The sequence below is a fragment of the Enterococcus sp. PF1-24 genome (assembly GCF_029893325.1).
GTDB lineage: Bacteria > Bacillota > Bacilli > Lactobacillales > Enterococcaceae > HY326.
The window spans coordinates 1-22,721 of sequence record NZ_JARXWL010000031.1; the positions used below are offsets into that span (position 1 = coordinate 1).

Here is a 22,721-nt window from a genome sequence, read left to right on the forward strand (position 1 = left end):
GCACAGAAAGCTGCATAATAGTTAATTTGAAAACAACAAAAAACGGAGTAGATTTCTCTACTCCGAAAAAGTCTAACTTTTTGGGGTCACTACAATCTAATAAAGATAGTTGTTGTTTTTTATTCTTGTATTCCTTGCATTCTTTTGCTGCAATATTGACTAGTTATCTTTAACAGAGGACCAATTAATAAAACACCGAAAACTGGTCCCACCATTAATTTACCACTTAAAATAGTGCCTAGCATAAAGCAAATGCCATCAAGTATCATTCTAACTTTCGCTAAATCACTTTTAAATTTGTTGCTAAGCGCAAAACTTAAAGCAATATAGCCTTCTTTCCCAGTATTCGTTGCAGCGGCAATTCCGGAACCAATCCCGATGAAAGAAATACCGATAACAACAAAGAATAGTTGTAAAAGTACTTGCTTCGGAAGGTCAATATTCCGAATAGTAAAATCCGTTAATAAACTAGTTGCCAGCGGATTAAGGAGAGTTGCTAAACCTAATTCTTTTTTATCAATCACAAAAACAATTATTAAACAGATCGCCGTCACTAATAAAGAAACTTGCCCGACTGTTAATGGTAATTTATCAGCTAAACCTTCCCAGAGCACACCGAGAGCATCTGCGCCTAACCCCGTTACAACACAAATTCCTACGCCAACACCGACTAAGGCTGAACCTAAAATTGAAATAACATACCTTAATAACAATTTCATCAGTCTAAATCAGTGCCATTAGAAGCAATTGCTTTTTGGTACCAATAGAAAGAATCTTTACGAATTCGCTGACATTCTTTTGGATCTTCATCTGTTCGGTCAACATAAACTAAACCATAACGTTTTTTATAGCCATTACTAGTAGATAGCAAATCAATGGCCGACCAAGGCATATAGCCTAAAACTTCAACCCCTAAATCCATCGCACGTTTAGTTGCTTGAATATGTTCTCTTAAATAATCAATTCGATAATCATCATGAATCTTGCCATCTGCAGTTAATTCATCATGAGCACCAAGACCATTTTCAGTAATCATAAATGGTACTCGATAACGGGTATATAAATCACGATAAACATATTCTAAACCAATTGGATCAATTGCCCAATCCCAATCTGTTGTCCGCAATTCTGGATTCGGGCACATTTGATAAAAACCAGGATGTGTTTCAAAACCAGACATATCGCCTTTTTTACCCGATAAGTTATAACCAGACCAAGCGCGTTCAGCTCCTTCAGGGCAAGCATGAGCACATTGACTATCATAATAGTTAATAGCAAAGAAGTCAGAAAGATTAGCAGCAAATAATGCTTCATCTCCTTCTTCAATTACTGGCGCTAAGTTCGCTTGTTGTAGATAAGTTAAAGCTGCAACATTATAATAGCCACGGAAATAAACATCTAAATAATAAGTATTTCGTAAGTCATTGGCATTTAAAGCAGCTAATTGGTCTTCTGGTTTACAAGTTCGCGCATAAACTGGCGCATAACCTAACGCTGGACCCGCTAACGCCCCAGCTTCATGGGCATATTTTACCGCAATCGCTTGACATAAGTTCATATGATGATTAATTTGATAACGTAATTGATTATTATCTTGGTATTCTGGCAAAATATAACATTTTTGTGTCCAATATTGAACAATAATACTTTGTTCATTAATTGTAATCCAATACTTTATATCATCTTTAAACTCATTAATCACGTATTTGGCAAAAACTTCAAAGTCTTTCACTACTTCTCGTGATAACCAGCCACCATATTTTTCAACTAATGCCCATGGCAAATCATAATGATATAAAGTTGGAATTGGCTCAATACCGTTGTCTTTTAACTCTTTAATTAAATTACGATAGAATTGAACGCCTTCTTCATTGACAACATCATCGCCATTTGGAAAAATTCTGGTCCAAGCAATTGAAAAACGATAGCTAGTGAAGCCCATTTCTTTAAATAGCGCGATATCTTCTTTATACTTATGATAATGATCGCTGGCAATGCTGGCGTCTGCAAAACCAAATTTTTCATGTCTTTCACGATTAATTACATCTTGTTGCGATAAGCCTTTGCCGTCTAATTCAGCCGCACCTTCTACTTGATAAGCACTTGTTGCTGCTCCCCACAGGAAGTCTTTCGGAAATTCTTTTTTCATATTTTCTGCTCCTCATTCATTTTTATTAAAAACTGAAGAATGAGTCAATAACGGACTGCTTCAGGTTTTCCATAGTTTATATCATTTATTCTGTTAATAACTAATCATTTTAATCTTGAACAGTGTCTGCAAAAGTTGTGTCGCCAATAGATTCAATTGTATAGATACCATCTTTAACTTTCAAAGTTGTCACGCTACAATTACCAATTTTTTCGCCGTTATAACTTCCCGGTGCAACACTTTCTAAAATAATTGGAATAAGCCCACCAGATGAAACAATCAGAACATTACCACCACCAGCTTCTTCGGCAATTTTTAACATTTCTGGCATGGCTTTTTCTACGCGACTTTTCATTTCTTCATAAGTTTCAGCGGTTTGGCTAGGATCAACCTCAGCAACTTTGTTAGCTAGTTCTTCCTCTGTTAATTCTTGTTTTAAAAAATCCCATAACTCATCACTACCTTCGGGATAATCTAAATTTAAAGATTCAGCGACTGCTATATTCATGGCATCATTAGATTGACCTTCAAAACTACCGAAATTTTTCTCTCTAAATCCCAATAATTCAGTAATTTCTGGAATTCCATTGGCATTTTCAGCTAAAATTAATTTGGCAGTATTTCGTTGTCTCCCTAAATCACTAGAAAATGCAGCTACAAAAGGAATGTCTTTTAAGCCATTTCCAACAGCTTGAGCTTGCGTTTCACCAAGTTCTGTTAACGGACTATCACTAAAACCTTGCACTTGATTCATTGTGTTAAACCAAGTCTTACCATGACGCACTAAATAAATGGTTGTTTCCTCAGAAACTTTAGTTTCAACTACTGAAGATTCTTCAGTTGAAGTCGCAGCAGTTTGATCATTTGTTTGTTTACTGCAAGCAATTAAGCTTAAACAAACGATTGGTAATAGCCATAACCATTTTCTTTTCATAACTATTTCTCCTCTCCTAAAAACTACTTATTCATAACTATTTCAAATAAATCAACTAAATCACGAGTTAAATTTACTTCGCTAGAAATAGTCATTAGATGATCTTGCGCGTGAGTAAACAACAAGCATGGTTCATAACTTTTACCAGCTGCTTCGTTTTGAATTACTGTCGTTTGCGATTTGTGAGCTAAAACGATATTATCTTTTGCTTCTTTTAAACACTGTTTAGCGGCTTCAAAATCATTAGCTTTAGCGTGTTTAATGGCTTCTTGTGCTTTCGTGCGTCCACTACCTGCATGTAAAATAATTTGCATCGCCACAGGAATCAGTTCATTTTCTTCTTCAAACATATCTTCATTTTCAATCACATTTTCCACCTCAACTATCTTCTATCTAAGCTTAAATCTCACATTTTTAATTAGCTTGTACTGCTAACTCTTCTTCTGCTAAAACTTCTTTTTCATAAACTTTAAAGAATGGATACCAAATTGCCATATAAATAACAAATAGTAAGATATACCATAAAATTGCTCGGAAATCTTTTGTTAAAATCACACTAGAGATTGGTGCAGGGATTTGTGCCAACTGCATTAATTCAGCAGGAATATTCAATAGTCCACCACGCATTGCAAACCAGACAACACAACTTCCTACGATTGAATTAAGCCACATCGGAATCATTAATAATGGATTCATAACAATTGGCGTACTAAAAACAATCGGTTCATTAATATTGAATATTGATGGGCCTAAACAAATACGACCTAAAGTTTTTAATTTTTTCGCTTTAGAGAAACACATTAAAAGATTTAAAGTTAAAGTAGCTCCAGTTCCACCCATCATAATCAAACCAATACTATAAACAGTTTCATTCGTTACGATGTTCATTGGTGCATCACCATTTTGTAAAGCTAGAGTATTCGCTGCAATCCCCGCAATAAAAATTGGATTTTGAATGGCTGACCATAACCAAGTAGAAATTCCCATTGAATAAAAGAAAGCCGGAATTAATACTAATAAAATCAAACCTGGTAGTGATTGACCAAAACTTTGAATAGGTTCAAATAATCCGATAATAATTTCAAAAATATCTAATTTCAACCCAAAAATTAAAGTTGACCATAAAGCTAAGCTCAAGAAAATTGGAATAATATTTTTAATCCACTCAACAACAAAATCTGGTAACTCACTATCAGCTAAAAGATTTAATTTACTAAATAAGTGGAAAATGATGCTGACTACACCACCTACAATTACACCGATTAAAATCCCTGTTGGTCCTACTCTCCCCATATCATAGACGCCTTCTTCAGCACCTAGTGGATGTAAGAACATCATTAAAGAACAAACAGCAACAATTCCGGCAGTAATTGAATAACCAGGATGTTTCAATTTTTCCATATATTGATTCGCTACCATAAATGCAGCAATCAAACCAATCATCCCAAATGAATAATTAGAAATATTTCCTAAATCAGGTAGTGCAGGAATGTATGATCTAAATACGTTGTAGAAAAAGACAATTGACCCAGTCATGATAAATGGAATCAATTTTTGCATCGCACTTGATAACCCAGCTACTGCTGGTTTTTGCGTTAAGACTTTAGCCTTTGGCGCAAAAGAATTGGCTAACCAATCCATAAATTTCTTCATTTTTATTTCCCCTCTCAGTTTTTAATCTAAAAAACAGAACATTTTTCTTATAAATTATTTTCCTAATTTTTCAATTGCAAAATCCAATAGTCCATTACCATCTAGCATACCGTAAATATCTTGAGGAATGACGTCAACTACCACATTATGAGGAGCAGCTTGTTCAGCCATTTCATCTTTAAAAGAAGCATAGTGAGGACCTAATAATAAAATATCGATTGAATCTAAATACTGAGCAACTTCACTTTCACTTCGTGCATCAATTGAACCTGCTATTCCTCTTTTTTTTGCTGCTTTTCTAGTTTTTTGTGCTAAAAAACCACTGGACATGCCGGCACCACAACATAACATAATATTAATTTTATCCATTTTAAAATCCTCCTAATTTTAGCAAAATGTTTTTTCTAGATGCTCCATTAACGCTTTAATCATAGATACTGTTTTTTGCTTTAAACAAGTGTGTGCAGCTGCTGTTAATCACATCTTGATTATTTACTTTTTCGGAAATTATCTCAACTGAATGATTGCACCCTCCCCGTGCAAATTTCTATTTAAAAACGGTTCCAATAACGCTATACTATAAGGTAAGAAAGTCTATAGAAAGGACGTTAGCGATGAAAGAAAAACAAGAACAATTGATTCATTTTTTACTTCATCAAGATCAAGCAATTCCTTCTCGTACCTTAGCTAAAGAACTCAATGTATCTATTCGTACCATCAAAAATTATATTGCAGAATTAAATCAACTAAGTAAGGAACCAGTTATTTTTTCATCAAACTTAGGTTACAGTATTAATCATAAAACTGCTCCACAATTATTAACTACTAATGAAACACTAAATATTCCTCAAAATTATAAAGATCGCGCCTTCTTTATAATCAAAAAAATATTAATTAATAACGAAACTTTAGATGTTTTTGATTTGGCTGAGGAATTATTTGTTAGTTATTCGACTTTAAAAGCAGATATTTCTCGCATGAATAAAACTTTTGCAAAATATCAAGTAAAATTTGTCATTAAACAAGATCAAATTCATATTTTAGGAGAAGAAAAAGAAAAACGACGCTTAATTTCTTACATTATTTTTGAAGAAATGCCGAATCATTTTGTTAATCAAGAGATTTTAGAAGAAAATTTCGATGCTGATGATGTTGTTTTACTTTCAGGGATTATTCGCAATATCATGAATGAATCTAACTATTACTTAAATGATTTTTCATTTATCAATTTAATGTTGCACTTATTAATTTTAATTGAGTCAGTTAGAAATGGTAAATCGTTAATTACCCGTGATTGGTTTAGTTCGTGGTTAAGAGAAGATAAGGCTTTATTGGTCACTAAACTTATTAAAGAAATTGAAAAGCAATTTCAATTGTCTTTAAATGACTGGGAAAAAGAAGAAATTCATATGATTTTCCAAGCAAACGTCAATTACATTCCTTCAGAAAATCGTAAAGATTTTGAACAAGTGGTTGGTGATAATCTGTTAGCAGCAGTAGAACAAGTTTTAGTGAGTGTTCATCAAACTTTTGGGATTAATTTGAATAGTGAAACTTTCACTGTGCCTTTTTCTTTACATTTAAGTAGTCTTTTTTCTAGAGCCAAACAAGCTTCTTTTTTAAAAAATCCGATGTTGGATTCCTTAAAAAAAGATTTTCCAATTGTTTATGATATTGCCATTTTTATGTCTTTACAATTAAGCGAATTATTAGAAATTCCGATTACAGAAGACGAAAGTGCTTATATTGCTTTACATATTGGCGCTGAATTAGAAGGCCAAAAACGTAATTTCTCAAAAATAAAAACAGTCATTCTCTGTCCAAAATACATGAATTTAGATGAAAAAATCTACCAACAAATGCTACGCTTATTTGGCAATGATTTAAATATTATTGGTGTTTTTTCAAAATTTTCTGAAACTGAAACCAAAGACTTTGAATTGCTAATTACAACTTTACCAGTTCCACGAAACTCAAAATATACAGTTGTTAATGTTTCACCGCTTTTCACTGAAGAGCAGCGTTTCACGTTAATTTCAGAAATTGCAACGATGCGATTAAATCATAAAAAACAAATTTTAATTCATAATTTTGATGATTATTTTAATGAAGCTTGTTTCTCTAGCGATTTGTTAAATACTCAACGCGATAATTTAATTAAAGAGATGTGTGAAACATTGCAAATTGAAGGCTTTGTTAATACAGAATTTTATCAGCATGTTTTAGAGCGTGAACACGCTTCTTCCACAGCTTTTGAATCAATCGCTATCCCTCATTCGGTTTATATGGATGCAAAAAAGACCACCATTAGTGTTGGCATCTCAAATCAGGGAATTTATTGGGGGAACCGCAAAGTTTATATCGTGTTATTAGCAGCTATCAATGATTTGGATCGCCAACGTTTTACCGATATTTATGAAGCACTGATTTCTTTATTTGATTATCCAGAAATTTACAATGAACTACGAACTATCAAAACTTTTGAAGATTTTAGAAAGTTTATCCACGGTAAAATTCAAATAAATTAAAACTAAAGAGTGTTAACCTTAACAATAGGCTAACACTCTTACTATGATAAAAACAAAAGGATGATAACGATGCCCGAACAAACAGTTAAATTGCTTTTAACAAAAATGAATGAACTTTCTTCTGAAAAATATAAAGAAAATGTTGTTAAATTGGGGATTCCTGCTGAAAATTCTCTAGGGGTTTCAACGAGCGACTTAAGAAAAATGATTGCTAGTATCCCTAAGGCAGAACGCACATCGCAACTTACTGAGGCTTTATGGCAAACTGGCTTCCATGAAGCAAAAATCTTAGCCGTTTTAGTCGGCAGCTACTGTTATAATGATTTTTCTGAACAAGCGATTCATTCAATGATGACGGAAATTTATTCTTGGGATTTATGTGATTTATTTTGTAAATCTATTTTAATTAAACGGAAGGATTTCGATAAATGGATTGAAATTTTTCTTAATAGTGAGTCTTTATATACAAAAAGAGCTGGTTTTACTTTACTAGCTGCCATGTCTACTCATGCTTCTTTATCAGAAGAACAAGTTAGTTATTACCTTAGTTTGATTCCGAAATTTTCAAATGACGAACGTCTTCACTTGAAGAAAGCCGCTTCTTGGGCCTTAAGAGAGCTGGGTAAAATTGATGAATCAGCAAAAGAAAAAAGCATCTCGTTAGCCAATGATTTACTAAACGCTCAAAGTAAAGCTCATCAGTGGATTGCTAAAGATGCTTTAAAAGAATTAAACACGCTAATTCGTGTTGAAGGTCGCTCCCGCTTAATTTCAGCGAACACAAAAATGGGTAAGGCTGCTTTAAAATGAAATAGCCTACAATACCTTTATTTATGTTCCGCAGCCAATTGTGCATAAATAAAGGTATCTTGCCAAAGGGGCTGACCTGCTTGATCTTTATTAAAATAAACATTTTTTCGCAGGTGCGCTTCTTTCTGAAAACCAATTCTTTCTAAAAGTTTCCAAGAATCAGTGTTTTCAGGGTTGCAATAAGCACTTATTCGATGACCGTCCTTTGCAAAAGTCTCTTTAACTACCGCTTTAACAGCTTCACTAGCATAACCTTGTTTTTGATAACTACGATTAAAAACATAGCCTATCTCCCAGTTTTGTTGCTCTTTTTCTGCTAAATAAATATTTCCAATTAACTTATCTTCTGATTTTAAACAAACTGCCCAAAATTCAGTTGAGTTTGCTCGTTTTATCGCTATTTTTTGACATTCTTCTTTCGTTTGTGGTGAATAAGGTTCATAATGAACAACCTTTTCATCAGAAAGATATTCATATAAATCTTGCCAATCGGTTTCTTTAAACGGACGTATGTATAATCTTTGTGTTTCCATCGTTAACTCCTTTAGATAATTACTATTTAGTCGTGTTTCAGTTAATAATTCCCAATAAGCTTTTATGTGATTTAAAAATTTTTCGGCGGTAACTGCTCATTTGATTATAACAAAATTAACGATGTAAATGCTTAAACTTACATCATTAATTTTAAATAAACAAAAAATTTGGTTAGTTAGCTTTACCTTTTAATTTCAATATCAAAAATTAAATTCACTTGCCCAATCAAAATCACCTGTTGTTTCAACACTTTTCGGCCAATGACTGCACCACTCTGGTACTACAGGATTTTCAATTCGGTCTTCACTTGGTGTATAAGGTTTTAAATCTAAAACTGGTGTGCCTTCATGTGCATCACAACCAGAGACAGTCAATCTTCCCTTATCAAAATCAATTGCTTCCACTTGAACCGTTGATAAAGCTAGTAAATTCGGACGAATAGGTGAGCGGGTTGCAAAAATCCCCATCTCAGCTGGTCCTTTTTTGTAAGGTGCTGGCATCACTGTGATTTCTCGCATTTCCGGCTCATCAAATTCATGTGCCCACCAAATCATTTGCAAGTGACTAAAGCCAGCTAGACCAAGTAAGGCTTGACGATATTTTTCATCAAGGACAATGGTTGCTTGTCCTTCATTTTTAAGGACTGTGGCAATTGCTTGAATTTTAATGTCTTTCATTTTCTTCACCTCCTCTAACTGAACTCAGTATAGAGTCTCACATCGTGTGAGGGTCAAGAAATTTTTTTCTTTTTTAAAGGAATTTGAATTTCTACTAAATAATTCTCTGAATTTTCTTCATTCCAAGGTCCGCGATGAACAATTTGTCGATTCGCCCCTGCCATTTGATACTGAGGATGGTGACTTAACCAACTAGCAAAAGCTAAATAACTTCTGTTGATATTTGAAAAAGGCCCTGTCACCATCGTATAAGCCATTAAATCAACGGCTTCTAACAGCCGATATTTACAAGCTTCTACCTCTTCTGCCAGACTTTCAACAACGGCACAAACTTCTACATCCACCTCTTCCTCACGAAAATCGGTATCATGGAAGATAGCCATCGTTTCGCCAGTTGTGGAAATATGATGCTTTTTAACAACTGGCCCCAATTCAAACCATAATTCACTTTCACAGTAATGATCCGCTAAAATTTTCCGCAATGTTAAAACTTGATACTCAGGAACAGATTTAATTTGAACATTTGCATGAAGATTTATTTGTTGGTTTTCGATATCTTTTTGCGCTAATTTAATTTTTGCTAAACGCTCTTGTTGTTGAACAAGCTCTTTTTCAATGATTTTTTCTCTTTTTTGTAAATGCTCTAAAACAAAATGGTCATCCCAATGATCTAAAAAGTCTTTAATTTCTGCTACTTGAAAACCAAAATGACGCAAAAATAAAATCCGGTTTAATCGTGAAATTTGTTCATTGTCATAAAAGCGATAATTATTTACTTCATCAATTCTAGCTGGCTTTAACAAGCCGGTTTCATCGTAATAACGTAGCATACGAATAGAAACTTGAGTTATTTTAGAAAATTCACCAATTTTAAACATCATTTACTCCTAACTACTTTCATCTGTAATATCATCTACGAAATAAGCCACCAGCAATAACTGATGGCTTACTTTAATTTCGAACAGCTTAATGCCCTTTTTTCTTTTGAAGTTTCTTAGCTTGTTTCATTTGAAATCGAAGTTGCTGTTCGACTTGTTTTTTTGCTTTTGATGTCTTTTTACGCTGTGTTTTTTTCAGTTCTAACACTTGCTGCATCGCATCTTGTGCTTTAGTTGAATAGACAGGCTGTTTCTTTTCACGATTCAACATCCGTTGCCTACGCTTAGGATTAATTTTCAATAAATCCTTGGCGTTATCATGAGTTTTAACAGCAGGAGTAGTTGCTAAAATTTCTAACAACTGTTGATTTACAAAAGTCAAAACCTCAATATCTTTTGGTTCTGCGCCAAATAAATGCTTGTAAACTTTTAAACTCTCATCTGTCTGCTCTTCAATCAAGCCACACCAAAAACTGCCATCAAAGAAAACCGTAAGTTTCATGACGACCCCTCCTTATAAAAATTACACTGGACGACCTGGAGGGAAGGTTACTGACACAATTTTTTGTGCTCACGGACTACCAACCGCGATGTGTTTTTGTGTAATCGTAGTATACATAGAAAACGCTAAAAGTGTCAATTGTAGAAAAAGATGTTACATCTAAATTTTCTGTCCGTAATTATTACATTTTTATGATTTTTTTATAGTGTTTTTAATGATTTCATCACACAATTGATGCGTTAACAAAATTTTCTCTTGTTTTAAATGTTCTTGTGACTGGTTTTTCACTGCCGCTATAAACTCTAGGAGCATTTGTTCAAAGCCTCTTTTATACAAAGTCGACTCCCACGATCCGTATTTTTTGGTTAAATTACCTTGATCTGTTAGCCATTCATATTCCACCAACTCTGTCAAACGATGCGTTCCTGTAGGCGAGGTGATTTCATACACCTCACTACTGCTGCCGCTATGATAATCCATTGTAAGCACACCAGAACTATGAGTCGTTTCAAAACTGACAACCGCAAAAGAAAAACTGCCATCCTCCTCCACCACCCGAGGATGAATTGCTTGAATCGGTTCATCTAATAAATAAACTAGAGTATCCACCAAATGGGAGAACACATCATAAATAGCAAATTCCGTGTCTTGATTCAAACCACTTACATTTTTTTGCAATTTAATAATACGTTTTTCAGGAATTTCCTTCAATTTTTCTACCAGCGGTGCAAAGCGCCGATTGAAGCCTACCATAAAAATACAATTCTTGGCTTCTGCCAACTGCGTAAGCTCTTGAACTTCTGCTAAATTTTGACTAATCGGCTTATCCAGATAAACATGAATACCATTTGTTAAACACTGTTTTGCAAGCTCATAATGACTACTGGTCCCCGCATGAATAAAACAAGCTTCAATCCCTGCAGCAATCAACTCTGTTAAAGAAGGATAAAATTCATCAAAATTATAACTGTCTTTCAACCATTGTCGTAGTTGTTTTTGATTACTTCTACTTGAAAATAAAAATTGTGCTTGCTCTCGATGCTGACTATAAGTTGCCATATAAGCTTTTTTGGCAATATCGCCTAATCCAATTACGCCGATTTTCATCTTGATTCCCCTGCTTTCTTTTAATTACATCAATCATACCATTATTATCTAGCAAAAACTTCCAGAATAGATTTGCTATTTGCAAATTTATTCTGGAAGTTTCATTATTCAGCTATCAAAATATGATCGATTTTCGCTAATTCTTCTGTAGTGAAGTTCGTGTTTTCTAAGGCCTTTACGTTGTCCTCTAATTGAGAGAGACGACTTGCTCCTACTAATACTGAAGTAACGATCCCATCTCTTAAAATCCAAGCTATCGCCATTTCCGCAAGGGTTTGGCCTCGTTCTTGGGCAACTTCATTTAATGCGCTGACTTTTTCAAGCGTCTTATCAACATTTTCTTTTGATAAAAATGGACTGTCGCTACGATTTGCTCGTGAATCTTCAGGAACACCATTCAAATAACGATTGGTTAAAAGCCCTTGCGAAAGCGGACTAAAGGCAATCGCTCCTAATTTTTCTTTAACCAAGGCATCTTTCAACCCATCTTCAATCCAACGATTAAACATACTATATGCTGGTTGATGAATGATAAATGGTGTCTTTAGCTCTTTAAAAATCTCAGTAATTCTGACAGTATCTTCTGCAGAATAATTAGATATCCCAATATATAAAGCTTTTCCCTGACGAACTAATAAATCAAGAGCCTGCGCTGTTTCTTCAAGCGGCGTATCAGGATCTGGTCGATGATGATAAAAAATATCCACATAATCTAAGCCTAATCTTTTTAAACTTTGATCACAGCTGGCAATAACATTTTTCTTTGAACCCCATTCTCCATAAGGTCCAGGCCACATATAATAACCCGCCTTTGAAGAAATAATTAATTCATCCCGATAAGGCGCTAAATCTTTCGCTAATATTCTGCCAAAATTCTCTTCAGCACTACCAGCTGGTGGGCCATAATTATTGGCTAAATCAAAATGAGTAATCCCCATATCGAAGGCGCCACAAATAATCTCCCGTTGATTAGAGAATTTATCCACATTACCAAAATTATGCCAAAGGCCTAGTGAAATCGCTGGTAATTTCAAGCCACTATTGCCGACCCGATGATATTGCATTTTATCATATCTATGTTCATTTGCTTGATACATCGCTTTTCTCCTCTTATACTTATTTTGCAAAAACTAACAAAACTTCTTAGCACTGTCATTTTAACAATTAAAGCGTTAACAATCAATGGAGAGAATGCTGAAAATTGATTTCACTATTCAAAAAAGCAGCACTATTGCAGACAGATTACTTGCAATAGTGCTGAATTCAAATATTACTTATGTTAATCCCCTTCGTGAGTTGTAAAATACGAATACATGACTGAATTATCATGTGGAGACAACAAATCTCTACCACCATCTAACGCTAAACGATAAGCTAAGACCTGTATAACAACTGAAAATTCAATGAATTTAAATTCATTTTCTTCAAAAGAAAATAATAAATCTTCTTCATCAATCGTTGTTTTTCCAATAATAAATCCATTTTGTTTGATATCTTTCATATAGTTAGTTAACGCCAAATATTTATTCTCATTACTTCCTCCATCATTCAAGACAATCACACAATGATTAGGAGTATAACCATAATTTGGTCCATGTAAACTTTCTTCGATTTCATAAGCAATTGCTGGAATTTGTGGAATTTCCCAAATTTTCATTGCTGATTCTTTCGCTACACCCATTAATTCTTCGCTAGTGATGAAAAAAATACAAGAAGAACGCATCATTTTCCGACGATTTTTATCCAGCCAAGCCATTGTTTGTGGTACTAATTCTTTTTGATGTTGTGCTGCTTTTAAAGCTTGTTGGTACAATTGGTTCGCTTTTTTTATATCAATCACTTCTCTGATAAGTGCAAGCTCAATTCCCAGCGCCATCAAAGTCATTGCCGTTGTTGTATAACCAATCGTCCGAGTCGGATGTTCTTCATAGCCCACCCCCATCAAAATATGATTAGGAATTTCTGTAGCTAATAATGTTGTAGCGGATTCACTGATTGCAATCGTAAAATAGTTTTGACTATTCATTTCTTGAGCCGCTTTTCTGGTCATTTTAGAAGTCCCTGTTTGCGAAACAAAAATATAAAGAGTCTCACTATTTTTTTCTACAGTATCCAGTTCAAACTCAGATGGTGTATAAACAAAGGTCGGGATTTTAGTTATTCTAATAATAAAATTTTTAGCTGTTCGAGCAGCCGTATCGGATGTCCCCGAGCCAACAATGATAATTTTATTAATTTGAATGACTTTCTCCTGATTTTTTTTCAAAACTTTTGCTATATTTATATCTTTTTCAACAATTATTTTTTCAATTAAACTAGGAATTCTTTGAATACAATCTAAAATAGTCACTGAATTCTCCATTAAATAATACCTACCATTTTTGCTATAATGCTTATAACCATCATCGCCAACATAATTGTGATTGGTTTAACATTCTTAGTTACAGCTTTATAACAAATAAAAGTTAGTAAAATTGGTAATACATTAGGGAAAATCCCATCTAAAATTTCTTGGATATTTAACTCTTGCCCACTAATCATAAAAGATTTTTCAATATTAAAATTAACCAGCGTACAAGTCATCGCCCCAACAGTCATCAACCCCACTGTGGTAGCACCTTTAGTAATTGAGTCAATTAAGCCATTTTCAGTGGCCTTTTTAATGAAAGAACTTCCTAGCCCAAAACCAAACATAGTACCATAGTAACGAACGAGATGTGCAGGTACATTAAAAAGTAATAAATGAACAAATAATCCTAACAAACTACCTTTTGCTGCTAAAGAAATCCCAACTCCTAATGAAATAACTCGTAAAGATCCCCAAAAAATTGAATCGCCAATCCCAGCTAACGGTCCCATTAACGAAACTTTAATGGCATTAATTGAATTTTTATCAAAGTCTTGATCTTTAGAAGCTTCTTTTTCCATCGAGGTAGTCAGTCCTGTAATAAAGCCCCCAGTTGATGGTGTGGTATTAAAAAGTTCAAAATGTCGTTGATAAGCTTCAATTCTGTCTTCTTTTTTTGAATAGTATTTATTGATTGCAGGAATCATGGTAAAGACAAAGCCAAAAGCTTGCATGCGTTCATAATTGTAATTCACACTTAATGTCAGTGTACGCCAGAAAACTTTATTTAGTATTTTTTTATCCGCTTTTTCAATAGATATTTTATTGTTAGTCATTGAATAATTCCTCCTCAGCACTTAGTTCACCTGCTGCAACTGTACTTCCTTGAGCTGCTGTAAAGTTATTTTGTTTGTTTCTGTTTTCCAAGAATAAAATAACTGCTAAAGCTACACCCGCACAAGCTACACCAATTACATCTAGTTTAAAGAAAGAAACCAAAATCAAGCCAACAAAATAATAAACGCCGTATTGTTTTGACCACATCATTCTTAAAAGCAATGCAATCCCAACAGCTGGCATTAAATCAGTGGCATAGTTCAAGCCATCAATAATAGTTTGTGGAATTGTATCAATAATCACTTTGGCAAAACCAGAACCTGCAATTAAAGTAAAAAAAACAACTAAAGCTCGGGGAATTTCTGGAATAACTGCTAAACCGTAATAAAGTCTTTCAAGACCTTTTCCGTTTCCTTCATTAACCATCTTTTCAACCATTGGATTAAATAAACCACGAATCACATAAGCTAAAACGATTAATAATGAACCTAACATAGAAATTGGCACAGCAAAAGTTAAAGCAACTTCAACACTTTGCCCCATTGAAATAGCAAAAGCGGTCCCTATCACCGAACCAAGCGGTGCATCTTGCGGAACGGTTCCACCAATCTGCATTGTACCTAAAAAAATCATTTGTAAAGTAGCTCCTGCTGTAATTCCGGTTTGTAAATCTCCCATAATTAACCCTACAATCGGGCAAAGAACCAATGGTTGATTGATCATTGGGTAAGCAAACCAAGCTTCTCCAACAGTAAAAACTAATAATAGCAAACTAACTAATAATGCCTGTGTAATTGTTATCGCCATTTTCTCTTACTCCTTTTCTAAGTATTGTTTTAAAATAGTTGCTGCTTCTTTTGGTGTATCTGCAGGGGTCATTCTAAATTCGATTGGAATATTGTGTTGTGTCATTTCCTGAACAGCCAATAAATCTTGTTGATTCAAATAGACTGCAGGTGAAACTAATTTCCCACCTTCTTTTTTACGAACGCCCCCAATATTTATTTTATCAATTGAAGAAGTATGTTTAAGAATTTCATTAGCGTCAGCGACGGTTCGAACTAAAACTAAAATTGCTAAATCTTCTGTTCGTGGATCATTTAGCAAATTAATTCCTTCAGCTACTGTTTTAATCGCTAAATTAATTCCATTGGGTTTAACCATTTTAATCGCCATTTTTGACATTTCATTACCAGCTACTTCATCATTAGCCACTAAAATAGCTGAAATATTTAAACTATTCACCCAAGTAACAGCCACTTGTCCGTGCATCAAACGTTCATCTACTCGCATTGTTTTTACCATAGTTCATCATCCTCCAGTTCTTTATTTTGATTTAATTTTTCTAAACAAAATACTTCAATTCCTTGTTTACTGTTTTCGGCAATTGCTTCAATTTTTTCTACCAAGTTTTCAGTAGCATCAGCTAACATTTGCAACTCCAAACACATGGATAAATTCATACCACTAAGGACATAAACATTTGGTTTAACACAAAGCTTAATCAACTCGTTATAAACACTGCCTCCCTTAATATCTGTAACAATCACAAATGTTTTATCCAGCTGTTCCATCAAATCAACAATTTTTTTAGATATGCAATCTGGATGTTCATACTTATCTAAACCGAATCCGATAGCATCATGATTTTTTCCTAAAATCATATCCATAGCAGTAATCATGCCTTCTGCTAAACTTCCATGGGATGCTAAAATTATTTTTTGAGCCATCTTTACTCTCCTTTCCAATTCATTTTTATATAAGCAAAAATCATGCCAACTTTTAAATCGCTTGATAATACAACAAAAATAGAGATTAGTATCTTTCTCGACACTAATCTCTATTTTTTCCGACACTATTTATAATCATGAATATAATCATAAAGATACGCAATTTCGCTAACAGGGATATTTACACAATAGTCTTTTTCTAATTTCCAAAAGCTATCCTTAATCACACGTATAAAATCACCATGCTTCGCTTGGAAAATATCAATATCTTCATAATTAGATATATATTTATCTGTTAATAACCGCTCAACTAAACAACTGATATGAATATATAAGCCAACAACAATTCGACTTTCAAAAGGAATATCTATTCTTTCCCGTAAACTAAATAAGATTTTTTCTACATAAGAAACAATTTTATCCGGATTTAAAATAGTCAAATTTTCTACTAAATTATCTTTAGAGAAATTCTTCAATAAGTTTTGAGCAAATTGTGCCTGTTCTTCATAAGATAAGTAGCTACCAAATACTTGATTCATTTTTTCTTTATCTTGCAATTGAATCAGCTCTTCAATCCCTAAAAAATTGACTTCAGGAATCTGTGGATCAGAACTACCTAAAATATATTTTACATCATATTCTGAAAATACCGTTGCTCGCTTCCCTTGATGATGAATTTCTTTATAATCGACTGGTAATAATCGGACCGCTATTTCTTTTGGGAAACTAGCTTCCACCAAATGACACAACTTATCCGCTGTTTCAATATCAGAAGAAGAAGTGAATAAAATAGCTTCTTCTCGCTTAGCATTTTCAAAATAAACATACTTCGTTCCGTAATCGGTCGTTTCAACACTTTCAAGAATTTTTAGCACTGAATCATTATTCTTCACTTTAAAACCAATATCCAAAGCTAATTTAATCGTAACATTATTTAAAATAGCAATATTAATATCTTGATTTAAATGAATGGTTTTGTGAATAATTTCTAACGATCCCATATCTACTAAAATAATAATGTTTTTCACATGATTTAGCGATAAAATATAATCTAATAACAGCTTAGTTAAATCAGCAGTACTCATATCAATCGGCATATCTATTGCATCAAATATTTGTGCATCTAACATACTATTAGCCGTATTTTTTAAACTACTAGCCGTAGAAAAACCATGGCATAAAATAATTCCTCGTGTTTCTCTATGTTCAGCATGCTTTTCAAAACGTTTAACAAATAAAAATAAATCAATAAAACCAATTTTTGATAAATCTTCGTTTAACTCATTCTTGATAGCATCTGAAATATCGTTCATTATCTGAAAAACTTGGGCATCATTCATTCTCATAGTGTCATACAACTGTTGAACTTTAAGCGCATTGACCTTGTCGAAATATTCACTCGCATCCTTATCTTCAACAATCTGAGCAATCAATTTACTAAATTTAATAATATCATCATTTGATAAACTAAATTGATAACGCTGTGCTAACTTTTTACAAACAGAATGGACAAAGCTAGTATATAGAATTTCTTTAATATCCTGCTCTTGTTCTTCATAAATAATTTCTTCCAACAAACAATCTAAACTCGCTAAAAAGGCCGCTGTCTGTGAAGCATAGTCAGCATCAGTTAAATTAATCAAAGCCTGATTAAATTGATGAAGTCGCTGATTTTTTTCATTACTATTTTTCAAATCCGCTAAATGAAGTAAAGCTATTTCATCCAAAGTGTATAAACTACCATTACTAGCAGACTCTTTAATCATGTAATCTGGCAAATGATTGATTTCTACCACTAATTTTTGGGCTTGCTTATCTTCTTTTGACTGTCGAGAAAAAGCAGTGGCAGTACAGACTTTAATACAGTTAGATAACTCACCAATATTTCCTAGAAAATTGTAGTTCATAATAATCTGCAATAAATTATTCGTTAACATGATTTCCAACCCAATTTGTTGGGATTCTTTAGCAAATAGATGATAAAGCAATTCTCTTTTTTCATTTTCAGGTCTTTGTGATAACGAGGGCACATTGACTGTAATCGGTATTCTTCTTAAAAACGGTCGTAAAAGGTGAACATCTGGACTTTCCGAAGTAGCAAAAATGAATTGAACATTCGCTTGACGAATTGTATCATTATCTCCCACTATTCGATATTCACCATTGTCCATGAAATGATACAACTTTTCTTGTGATTCAGGTTTTAAACAATGAATTTCATCTAAGAAAAGCACGCCCTGATCAGCTAGCTCTACTAAACCAACTCTTTCTTGATCAGCACCTGTATATGCGCCTTTCTTATGCCCAAAAAGATGGGTTAAAAAAAATTCTGGATTATCTGCATACTCAGAACAATTGATAGAAACAAAACGACTACTTTCGTTATAAATCCCTTCGCTTTTTCCGTAGTCAAATATCTTTTTGGCGATATGACTTTTACCAACACCAGTGGCTCCCAGTAATAATAAGGGTAACCCACCATTTGGATATTTAATTGCCGAACTCCCTTTTTCAATTAGTTGTGCAAGACTACCTTTTGAACCAATCAAATCAGTAAAATGATCATAAGGTTGTAGAAACTGATTCATCAAATCAGTAAATTCTTCCATTGAATCATAGACTCCTTGAATCTCAATAAATTGACCACATCGCACTTGCAAAGAATCTTTATGAAAAAAAAGAACAGGTCGAGAATTAACTTTTATAAGCAATTCTTCTGCAACCAACTCATTTAAATATTGTGAAGCAGTATTACGACTCAACGAAAAAAATTCTGCAATATTGGTCGCTTGAAAAAAATCCAATTGATTCATACTAAATTGTCGTGTTTGCTTTTCTAATTCAGCAAGAATTTTTACCTTCATCTCTAACTCACTTTCTTACAAAGTATTTTTACTCAGTGTACCACCGAAAAATAAGAGCTACAATAAATAAATTTTTTTTGTTAGTAATTAAAATATTTAATTTCATAAAAAAGATTGTTAAATGAATTTGAAAATAACTAAAAAAAGAATTATTTATTTAAAAAATCCGAGTAGAATTTTACTCGGATTTAAGTTTAAAAACTTGATTATCGCTTTAAAATCAATATTTTTTTAATATTTTATAAATAATCTTTGAGTAGCTGTTAAAATACTTTATTCAGAAAATATTTTTAAAGCTTTACAATAATCTTCTTTCAAGGCACCAGTGACTTCAGCTAAGTAATTCTCTAAAAAATATTCTCCTTTAGTATCTTTTTCAAAAGCTTGTCTAATCGCTCTTGCCCCATTTTGGTTAGCATAAGTATAATAATTAATTTTAGCAATTCCATTACTGATAGCTACATGGTAATCTTCCTTACTAACACCAGAACCGCCATGCATTACTAATGGAATTTCAACTTTTTGTTGAATTTGACGAACTCGTTCTAAATCCAATCGTGGTTCCTTTAAATAAATACCATGTACTGTCCCAAATGCTACAGCTAAACAATCAACACCAGTTTGTTCTACAAACGATTTAGCCAATTCAGGGTCTGTATAAATATCATCATTCATACCGATTAAATCATCATCAGGCTCTCGTCCTTCGCCACCACCAAGAGAAGAAGTAAAGACATGTCCCAGCTCAGCTTCCACATCTACTCCTGAACTGTGAGCGATTTTGACAATCTCTTTTGTTAATAAAATATTTTCTTCAAATGGTTTGTCTGAAGCGTCAATCATTACAGATGTAAAACCAATTTTTATAGCAGTTATAATCGCTTTAAGGCTCTTTCCATGATCTAAATGAACAACTACTGGAACTTTACTTCTCTTAGCATAATCCATCATAATTGGTCCGATTTCTTCAAGCGAAATTAATGAATTGTGCCCTTCTGCATGTTGAAGAATAACTGGTACATCAAGTTCTTCTGCTGCTTGAATTGCAGCTTTAACCATTTCCAAATTAGGAACATTGAAAGCTGCTATAGCTCGTTTATCTCTAGTAGCTTGCATCAATACTTCTTTTAAACCAGCTAACATGAAATCACTCCATTTTGAATAGTTTCTATTTCTTCCTTAATCTTTCTTGCTAATATTTGCATTGTTTTGAAAGCTATGCTATTTATCTCTATAGGATTTTTAACTAAGTAAATATCTCTAGATACTGGATTTTCTTGTTTCATAAATATTGTCACTTTAATAGTTCCTAAACATTTATTTTTCTCATTTAATATTTCTTCATCTTCAATTATTGTACAACACCCAATGATAGAAAAAGGAAAAATCTCTGGTTTCAAATTCTCGTTACTGTATTTAGGATGATTAGGTAAACAAAACCGTTTTCGAGAATCATCAAAAAGAATTAATTGATTAATCTTTCGAGTAATTTCAAAGGAGTTTTCTTCTTGGAAAATATCGTGGTGCTTATATAATTGAATTAATTCTTCATAACTCTTACTTTTTATTGTTTGCGTAAAATTTAAGCTCACTATTTCGTAGCAACTCTTACACACATGCCCGTCGCGACACTTAAATTTTATAAATTTAAGTGGTGCATTGCATAATAAACACTTTCTCATTTATTTTTCACCGCCTTTGTATACGTTAGCATAGTTTCAGTCAATTCTAAATAACGAACATATTTTTTTTCATATTCAGACACACACTTCTTATCTGGTTCAATTATCTGAAAATTTCTTTCAGGAAAATCAAAATTTTCTTCTATACCAATAATCGCTAAAGAAGCTGCTCCATGCACAGCTTCACGTGCATCAAAAATACGTTTGATTGGATAATTTAAAATATTAGCGAATAGTTGAATCCATAAGACGCTCTTTGCACCACCGCCAACTATCGTAAAATATTTTGGATTTTCCTCATTCTTCATTTTCTCATAAAGATTTCGAATACCAAAAGCTAAACCTTCTAAAACGGCTAAATACATCTCTTCTTGGGTTGTCTCTAACCCTAATCCTACAAAAGCACCTCTTAAATTAGGATTAGCAAACAAGGTTTTTTCCCCATTCAAGTGGGGAAAAAATAGAACATCATTGTTTCCCAACAAGGAGCTTGAAATTTTAGTTTGCGCTTTTGAAAAATCCGTAGTACAAATAATATTTTCTAACCACCAACTGTTGACTTTTGCACCTGCTTGAATAGTTCCTTGCGTAATGATGGTGTTGTCATCCTCTCTAATTTTTGCTACAACATTTTTCCCTACCTCTTTTAGTTTATGAAAACGATTTGGAATAACTACTACACCTGAAGTACCAAGTGAAATTAATGGTTGATCATGAATAAAACTTCCTGATGCTAATGCAGAAGCAACATTATCTCCTGTGCCTGCAACTACGGGAATATTCTCGTTAATCCCTAATTCCACTTGAACCAACTTAGATAATTCACCCGCAATTTTAGAAGAATGATTAATTACAGGAAATAATGTTGATTCAAGACCAAATAACTGTTTAACCGATTCAGACCATGTGTCTTCATTCAAATCATATAGTGAAGATACCGAAGCATCACAGTAATCAGTAGAATAAGTTTGTGTTAACTTCAAAATTACATAATCTTTTGCAATTAAAAACTTCTTCATTTTTTCATAGTTTTTAGGTTCAAATTCTTTTAGCCACAATAGATTAGCTAAAGGACTTCCAGTGGAAACTATCTTAGCAATATGTGCAGTTTTCTCTTCTGTTAATAGTATTTGCTTAATTTCTGGAATTAATTCTTTTGTTCGGTTATCATTCCACATAATTGCCGGTCGAACAGAAAAACCGTGTTTATCGACAAACACGGTTGTATGCATCTGTCCAGTGACGCCAATTCCTGCAATTGTATTTACCGGAATGTGTTGAAGGAGCTCCTTAAGCCCCTTCAACACAATCTCTACCCATATATCAGGATTGATCTCAGTCCAGCCTTTATACGGAGTTAGATAATCATAATGATATTGCTTTTCATAGGAAAGATTCAAGTTTCTATCTACTGCAGCTATTTTAATTGCAGTTGTTCCAATATCTAATCCTACATATATCTTTTTCATATCTTCAGCCACTCCCTTTA

Annotated in this window: 23 protein-coding genes; 2 read left to right on the plus strand and 21 right to left on the minus strand. The window is 33.4% G+C overall.

Translation table 11 applies throughout. The annotated features are described in order from the left end of the window. Positions 1-119 precede the first annotated feature (119 nt). The 6 genes from M2139_RS11905 to M2139_RS11930 all read right to left on the minus strand — a co-directional run bounded on the left by M2139_RS11905 (position 120) and on the right by M2139_RS11930 (position 5,105). Complete coding sequence (locus M2139_RS11905; RefSeq protein WP_280739112.1) at positions 120-719, minus strand: YitT family protein; 600 nt, start codon at positions 717-719, stop codon at positions 120-122. Further along, the gene (locus M2139_RS11910) at positions 719-2,149 is read right to left on the minus strand and encodes a glycoside hydrolase family 1 protein (RefSeq protein WP_280739111.1); all 1,431 of its coding nucleotides are present in this window, start codon (positions 2,147-2,149) and stop codon (positions 719-721) included. Before M2139_RS11910 ends, M2139_RS11905 begins: the two co-directional genes overlap by 1 nt. A gap of 109 nt (positions 2,150-2,258) precedes the next feature. Further along, positions 2,259-3,083, minus strand: coding sequence for a histidine phosphatase family protein (locus tag M2139_RS11915; protein ID WP_280739110.1), 825 nt, complete (start codon positions 3,081-3,083; stop codon positions 2,259-2,261). Positions 3,084-3,106: 23 nt separating this feature from the next. Further along, on the minus strand, positions 3,107-3,433 hold the full coding sequence (locus M2139_RS11920; protein WP_280739113.1) for a PTS lactose/cellobiose transporter subunit IIA: 327 nt from the start codon (positions 3,431-3,433) through the stop codon (positions 3,107-3,109). Between the two features lie 64 nt (positions 3,434-3,497). After that, positions 3,498-4,736 (minus strand): PTS transporter subunit EIIC, encoded by a 1,239-nt coding sequence (locus tag M2139_RS11925; protein WP_280739109.1) that lies wholly within the window; start codon positions 4,734-4,736, stop codon positions 3,498-3,500. 54 nt (positions 4,737-4,790) lie between these two features. Then, complete coding sequence (locus M2139_RS11930) at positions 4,791-5,105, minus strand: PTS sugar transporter subunit IIB (protein WP_280739108.1); 315 nt, start codon at positions 5,103-5,105, stop codon at positions 4,791-4,793. 245 nt (positions 5,106-5,350) lie between these two features. On the opposite strand from M2139_RS11930, the gene M2139_RS11935 reads away from it, so the two are divergent. Both M2139_RS11935 and M2139_RS11940 read left to right on the plus strand, forming a co-directional pair. Next, the gene (locus M2139_RS11935) at positions 5,351-7,264 is read left to right on the plus strand and encodes a PTS sugar transporter subunit IIA (RefSeq protein ID WP_280739107.1); all 1,914 of its coding nucleotides are present in this window, start codon (positions 5,351-5,353) and stop codon (positions 7,262-7,264) included. A gap of 69 nt (positions 7,265-7,333) precedes the next feature. Then, on the plus strand, positions 7,334-8,074 hold the full coding sequence (locus M2139_RS11940; protein WP_280739106.1) for a DNA alkylation repair protein: 741 nt from the start codon (positions 7,334-7,336) through the stop codon (positions 8,072-8,074). 17 nt (positions 8,075-8,091) lie between these two features. Here the strand turns inward: M2139_RS11940 and M2139_RS11945 are convergent, their stop codons facing one another. From M2139_RS11945 to M2139_RS12015, 15 genes are all read right to left on the minus strand, one after another. Continuing rightward, on the minus strand, positions 8,092-8,607 hold the full coding sequence (locus tag M2139_RS11945) for a GNAT family N-acetyltransferase (protein WP_280739105.1): 516 nt from the start codon (positions 8,605-8,607) through the stop codon (positions 8,092-8,094). 201 nt (positions 8,608-8,808) lie between these two features. After that, complete coding sequence (locus tag M2139_RS11950; protein ID WP_280739104.1) at positions 8,809-9,285, minus strand: SAM-dependent methyltransferase; 477 nt, start codon at positions 9,283-9,285, stop codon at positions 8,809-8,811. Between the two features lie 53 nt (positions 9,286-9,338). Continuing rightward, complete coding sequence (locus M2139_RS11955; RefSeq protein WP_280739537.1) at positions 9,339-10,163, minus strand: MerR family transcriptional regulator; 825 nt, start codon at positions 10,161-10,163, stop codon at positions 9,339-9,341. 88 nt (positions 10,164-10,251) lie between these two features. Further along, entirely contained in the window at positions 10,252-10,665 is a 414-nt protein-coding gene (locus M2139_RS11960) for a YjdF family protein (RefSeq protein ID WP_280739102.1), read from the minus strand. A gap of 189 nt (positions 10,666-10,854) precedes the next feature. Next, a complete protein-coding gene (locus tag M2139_RS11965; protein ID WP_280739101.1) occupies positions 10,855-11,772 on the minus strand; it encodes a Gfo/Idh/MocA family oxidoreductase in 918 nt (305 codons plus the stop codon). Between the two features lie 104 nt (positions 11,773-11,876). Then, positions 11,877-12,869 carry an L-glyceraldehyde 3-phosphate reductase gene (gene mgrA, locus M2139_RS11970; RefSeq protein ID WP_280739100.1) on the minus strand — a complete coding sequence of 331 codons (993 nt, stop codon included), beginning with the start codon at positions 12,867-12,869 and terminating at the stop codon, positions 11,877-11,879. 182 nt (positions 12,870-13,051) lie between these two features. Beyond that, positions 13,052-14,134 (minus strand): SIS domain-containing protein, encoded by a 1,083-nt coding sequence (locus M2139_RS11975; protein WP_280739099.1) that lies wholly within the window; start codon positions 14,132-14,134, stop codon positions 13,052-13,054. Beyond that, complete coding sequence (locus M2139_RS11980; protein ID WP_280739098.1) at positions 14,134-14,955, minus strand: PTS system mannose/fructose/sorbose family transporter subunit IID; 822 nt, start codon at positions 14,953-14,955, stop codon at positions 14,134-14,136. Before M2139_RS11980 ends, M2139_RS11975 begins: the two co-directional genes overlap by 1 nt. Next, positions 14,948-15,763: a PTS sugar transporter subunit IIC gene (locus M2139_RS11985; protein ID WP_280739097.1), complete on the minus strand. Its 816-nt coding sequence runs from the start codon at positions 15,761-15,763 to the stop codon at positions 14,948-14,950. The genes M2139_RS11980 and M2139_RS11985 overlap by 8 nt, the downstream gene beginning before the upstream one ends. 6 nt (positions 15,764-15,769) lie before the next feature. Next, a complete protein-coding gene (locus M2139_RS11990) occupies positions 15,770-16,261 on the minus strand; it encodes a PTS sugar transporter subunit IIB (protein WP_280739096.1) in 492 nt (163 codons plus the stop codon). Next, complete coding sequence (locus M2139_RS11995; protein WP_280739095.1) at positions 16,255-16,686, minus strand: hypothetical protein; 432 nt, start codon at positions 16,684-16,686, stop codon at positions 16,255-16,257. Before M2139_RS11995 ends, M2139_RS11990 begins: the two co-directional genes overlap by 7 nt. A gap of 125 nt (positions 16,687-16,811) precedes the next feature. After that, the gene (locus M2139_RS12000) at positions 16,812-19,550 is read right to left on the minus strand and encodes a sigma 54-interacting transcriptional regulator (RefSeq protein WP_280739094.1); all 2,739 of its coding nucleotides are present in this window, start codon (positions 19,548-19,550) and stop codon (positions 16,812-16,814) included. Positions 19,551-19,823: 273 nt separating this feature from the next. Then, positions 19,824-20,693 (minus strand): class II fructose-bisphosphate aldolase, encoded by an 870-nt coding sequence (locus M2139_RS12005; RefSeq protein ID WP_280739093.1) that lies wholly within the window; start codon positions 20,691-20,693, stop codon positions 19,824-19,826. After that, complete coding sequence (locus tag M2139_RS12010) at positions 20,687-21,142, minus strand: hypothetical protein (RefSeq protein ID WP_280739092.1); 456 nt, start codon at positions 21,140-21,142, stop codon at positions 20,687-20,689. Before M2139_RS12010 ends, M2139_RS12005 begins: the two co-directional genes overlap by 7 nt. A gap of 86 nt (positions 21,143-21,228) precedes the next feature. Next, positions 21,229-22,701 carry an FGGY family carbohydrate kinase gene (locus M2139_RS12015; RefSeq protein ID WP_280739091.1) on the minus strand — a complete coding sequence of 491 codons (1,473 nt, stop codon included), beginning with the start codon at positions 22,699-22,701 and terminating at the stop codon, positions 21,229-21,231. Between the last annotated feature and the right edge of the window lie 20 nt (positions 22,702-22,721).

Bases quoted from the DNA above. Each gene is read 5' to 3' on its own strand.
- M2139_RS11905 (WP_280739112.1), bottom strand. From the start codon at position 719: ATGAAATTGTTATTAAGGTATGTTATTTCAATTTTAGGTTCAGCCTTA.
- M2139_RS11910 (WP_280739111.1), bottom strand. From the start codon at position 2,149: ATGAAAAAAGAATTTCCGAAAGACTTCCTGTGGGGAGCAGCAACAAGT.
- M2139_RS11915 (WP_280739110.1), bottom strand. From the start codon at position 3,083: ATGAAAAGAAAATGGTTATGGCTATTACCAATCGTTTGTTTAAGCTTA.
- M2139_RS11920 (WP_280739113.1), bottom strand. From the start codon at position 3,433: ATGTTTGAAGAAGAAAATGAACTGATTCCTGTGGCGATGCAAATTATT.
- M2139_RS11925 (WP_280739109.1), bottom strand. From the start codon at position 4,736: ATGAAGAAATTTATGGATTGGTTAGCCAATTCTTTTGCGCCAAAGGCT.
- M2139_RS11930 (WP_280739108.1), bottom strand. From the start codon at position 5,105: ATGGATAAAATTAATATTATGTTATGTTGTGGTGCCGGCATGTCCAGT.
- M2139_RS11935 (WP_280739107.1), top strand. From the start codon at position 5,351: ATGAAAGAAAAACAAGAACAATTGATTCATTTTTTACTTCATCAAGAT.
- M2139_RS11940 (WP_280739106.1), top strand. From the start codon at position 7,334: ATGCCCGAACAAACAGTTAAATTGCTTTTAACAAAAATGAATGAACTT.
- M2139_RS11945 (WP_280739105.1), bottom strand. From the start codon at position 8,607: ATGGAAACACAAAGATTATACATACGTCCGTTTAAAGAAACCGATTGG.
- M2139_RS11950 (WP_280739104.1), bottom strand. From the start codon at position 9,285: ATGAAAGACATTAAAATTCAAGCAATTGCCACAGTCCTTAAAAATGAA.
- M2139_RS11955 (WP_280739537.1), bottom strand. From the start codon at position 10,163: ATGTTTAAAATTGGTGAATTTTCTAAAATAACTCAAGTTTCTATTCGT.
- M2139_RS11960 (WP_280739102.1), bottom strand. From the start codon at position 10,665: ATGAAACTTACGGTTTTCTTTGATGGCAGTTTTTGGTGTGGCTTGATT.
- M2139_RS11965 (WP_280739101.1), bottom strand. From the start codon at position 11,772: ATGAAAATCGGCGTAATTGGATTAGGCGATATTGCCAAAAAAGCTTAT.
- mgrA (WP_280739100.1), bottom strand. From the start codon at position 12,869: ATGTATCAAGCAAATGAACATAGATATGATAAAATGCAATATCATCGG.
- M2139_RS11975 (WP_280739099.1), bottom strand. From the start codon at position 14,134: ATGGAGAATTCAGTGACTATTTTAGATTGTATTCAAAGAATTCCTAGT.
- M2139_RS11980 (WP_280739098.1), bottom strand. From the start codon at position 14,955: ATGACTAACAATAAAATATCTATTGAAAAAGCGGATAAAAAAATACTA.
- M2139_RS11985 (WP_280739097.1), bottom strand. From the start codon at position 15,763: ATGGCGATAACAATTACACAGGCATTATTAGTTAGTTTGCTATTATTA.
- M2139_RS11990 (WP_280739096.1), bottom strand. From the start codon at position 16,261: ATGGTAAAAACAATGCGAGTAGATGAACGTTTGATGCACGGACAAGTG.
- M2139_RS11995 (WP_280739095.1), bottom strand. From the start codon at position 16,686: ATGGCTCAAAAAATAATTTTAGCATCCCATGGAAGTTTAGCAGAAGGC.
- M2139_RS12000 (WP_280739094.1), bottom strand. From the start codon at position 19,550: ATGAAGGTAAAAATTCTTGCTGAATTAGAAAAGCAAACACGACAATTT.
- M2139_RS12005 (WP_280739093.1), bottom strand. From the start codon at position 20,693: ATGTTAGCTGGTTTAAAAGAAGTATTGATGCAAGCTACTAGAGATAAA.
- M2139_RS12015 (WP_280739091.1), bottom strand. From the start codon at position 22,701: ATGAAAAAGATATATGTAGGATTAGATATTGGAACAACTGCAATTAAA.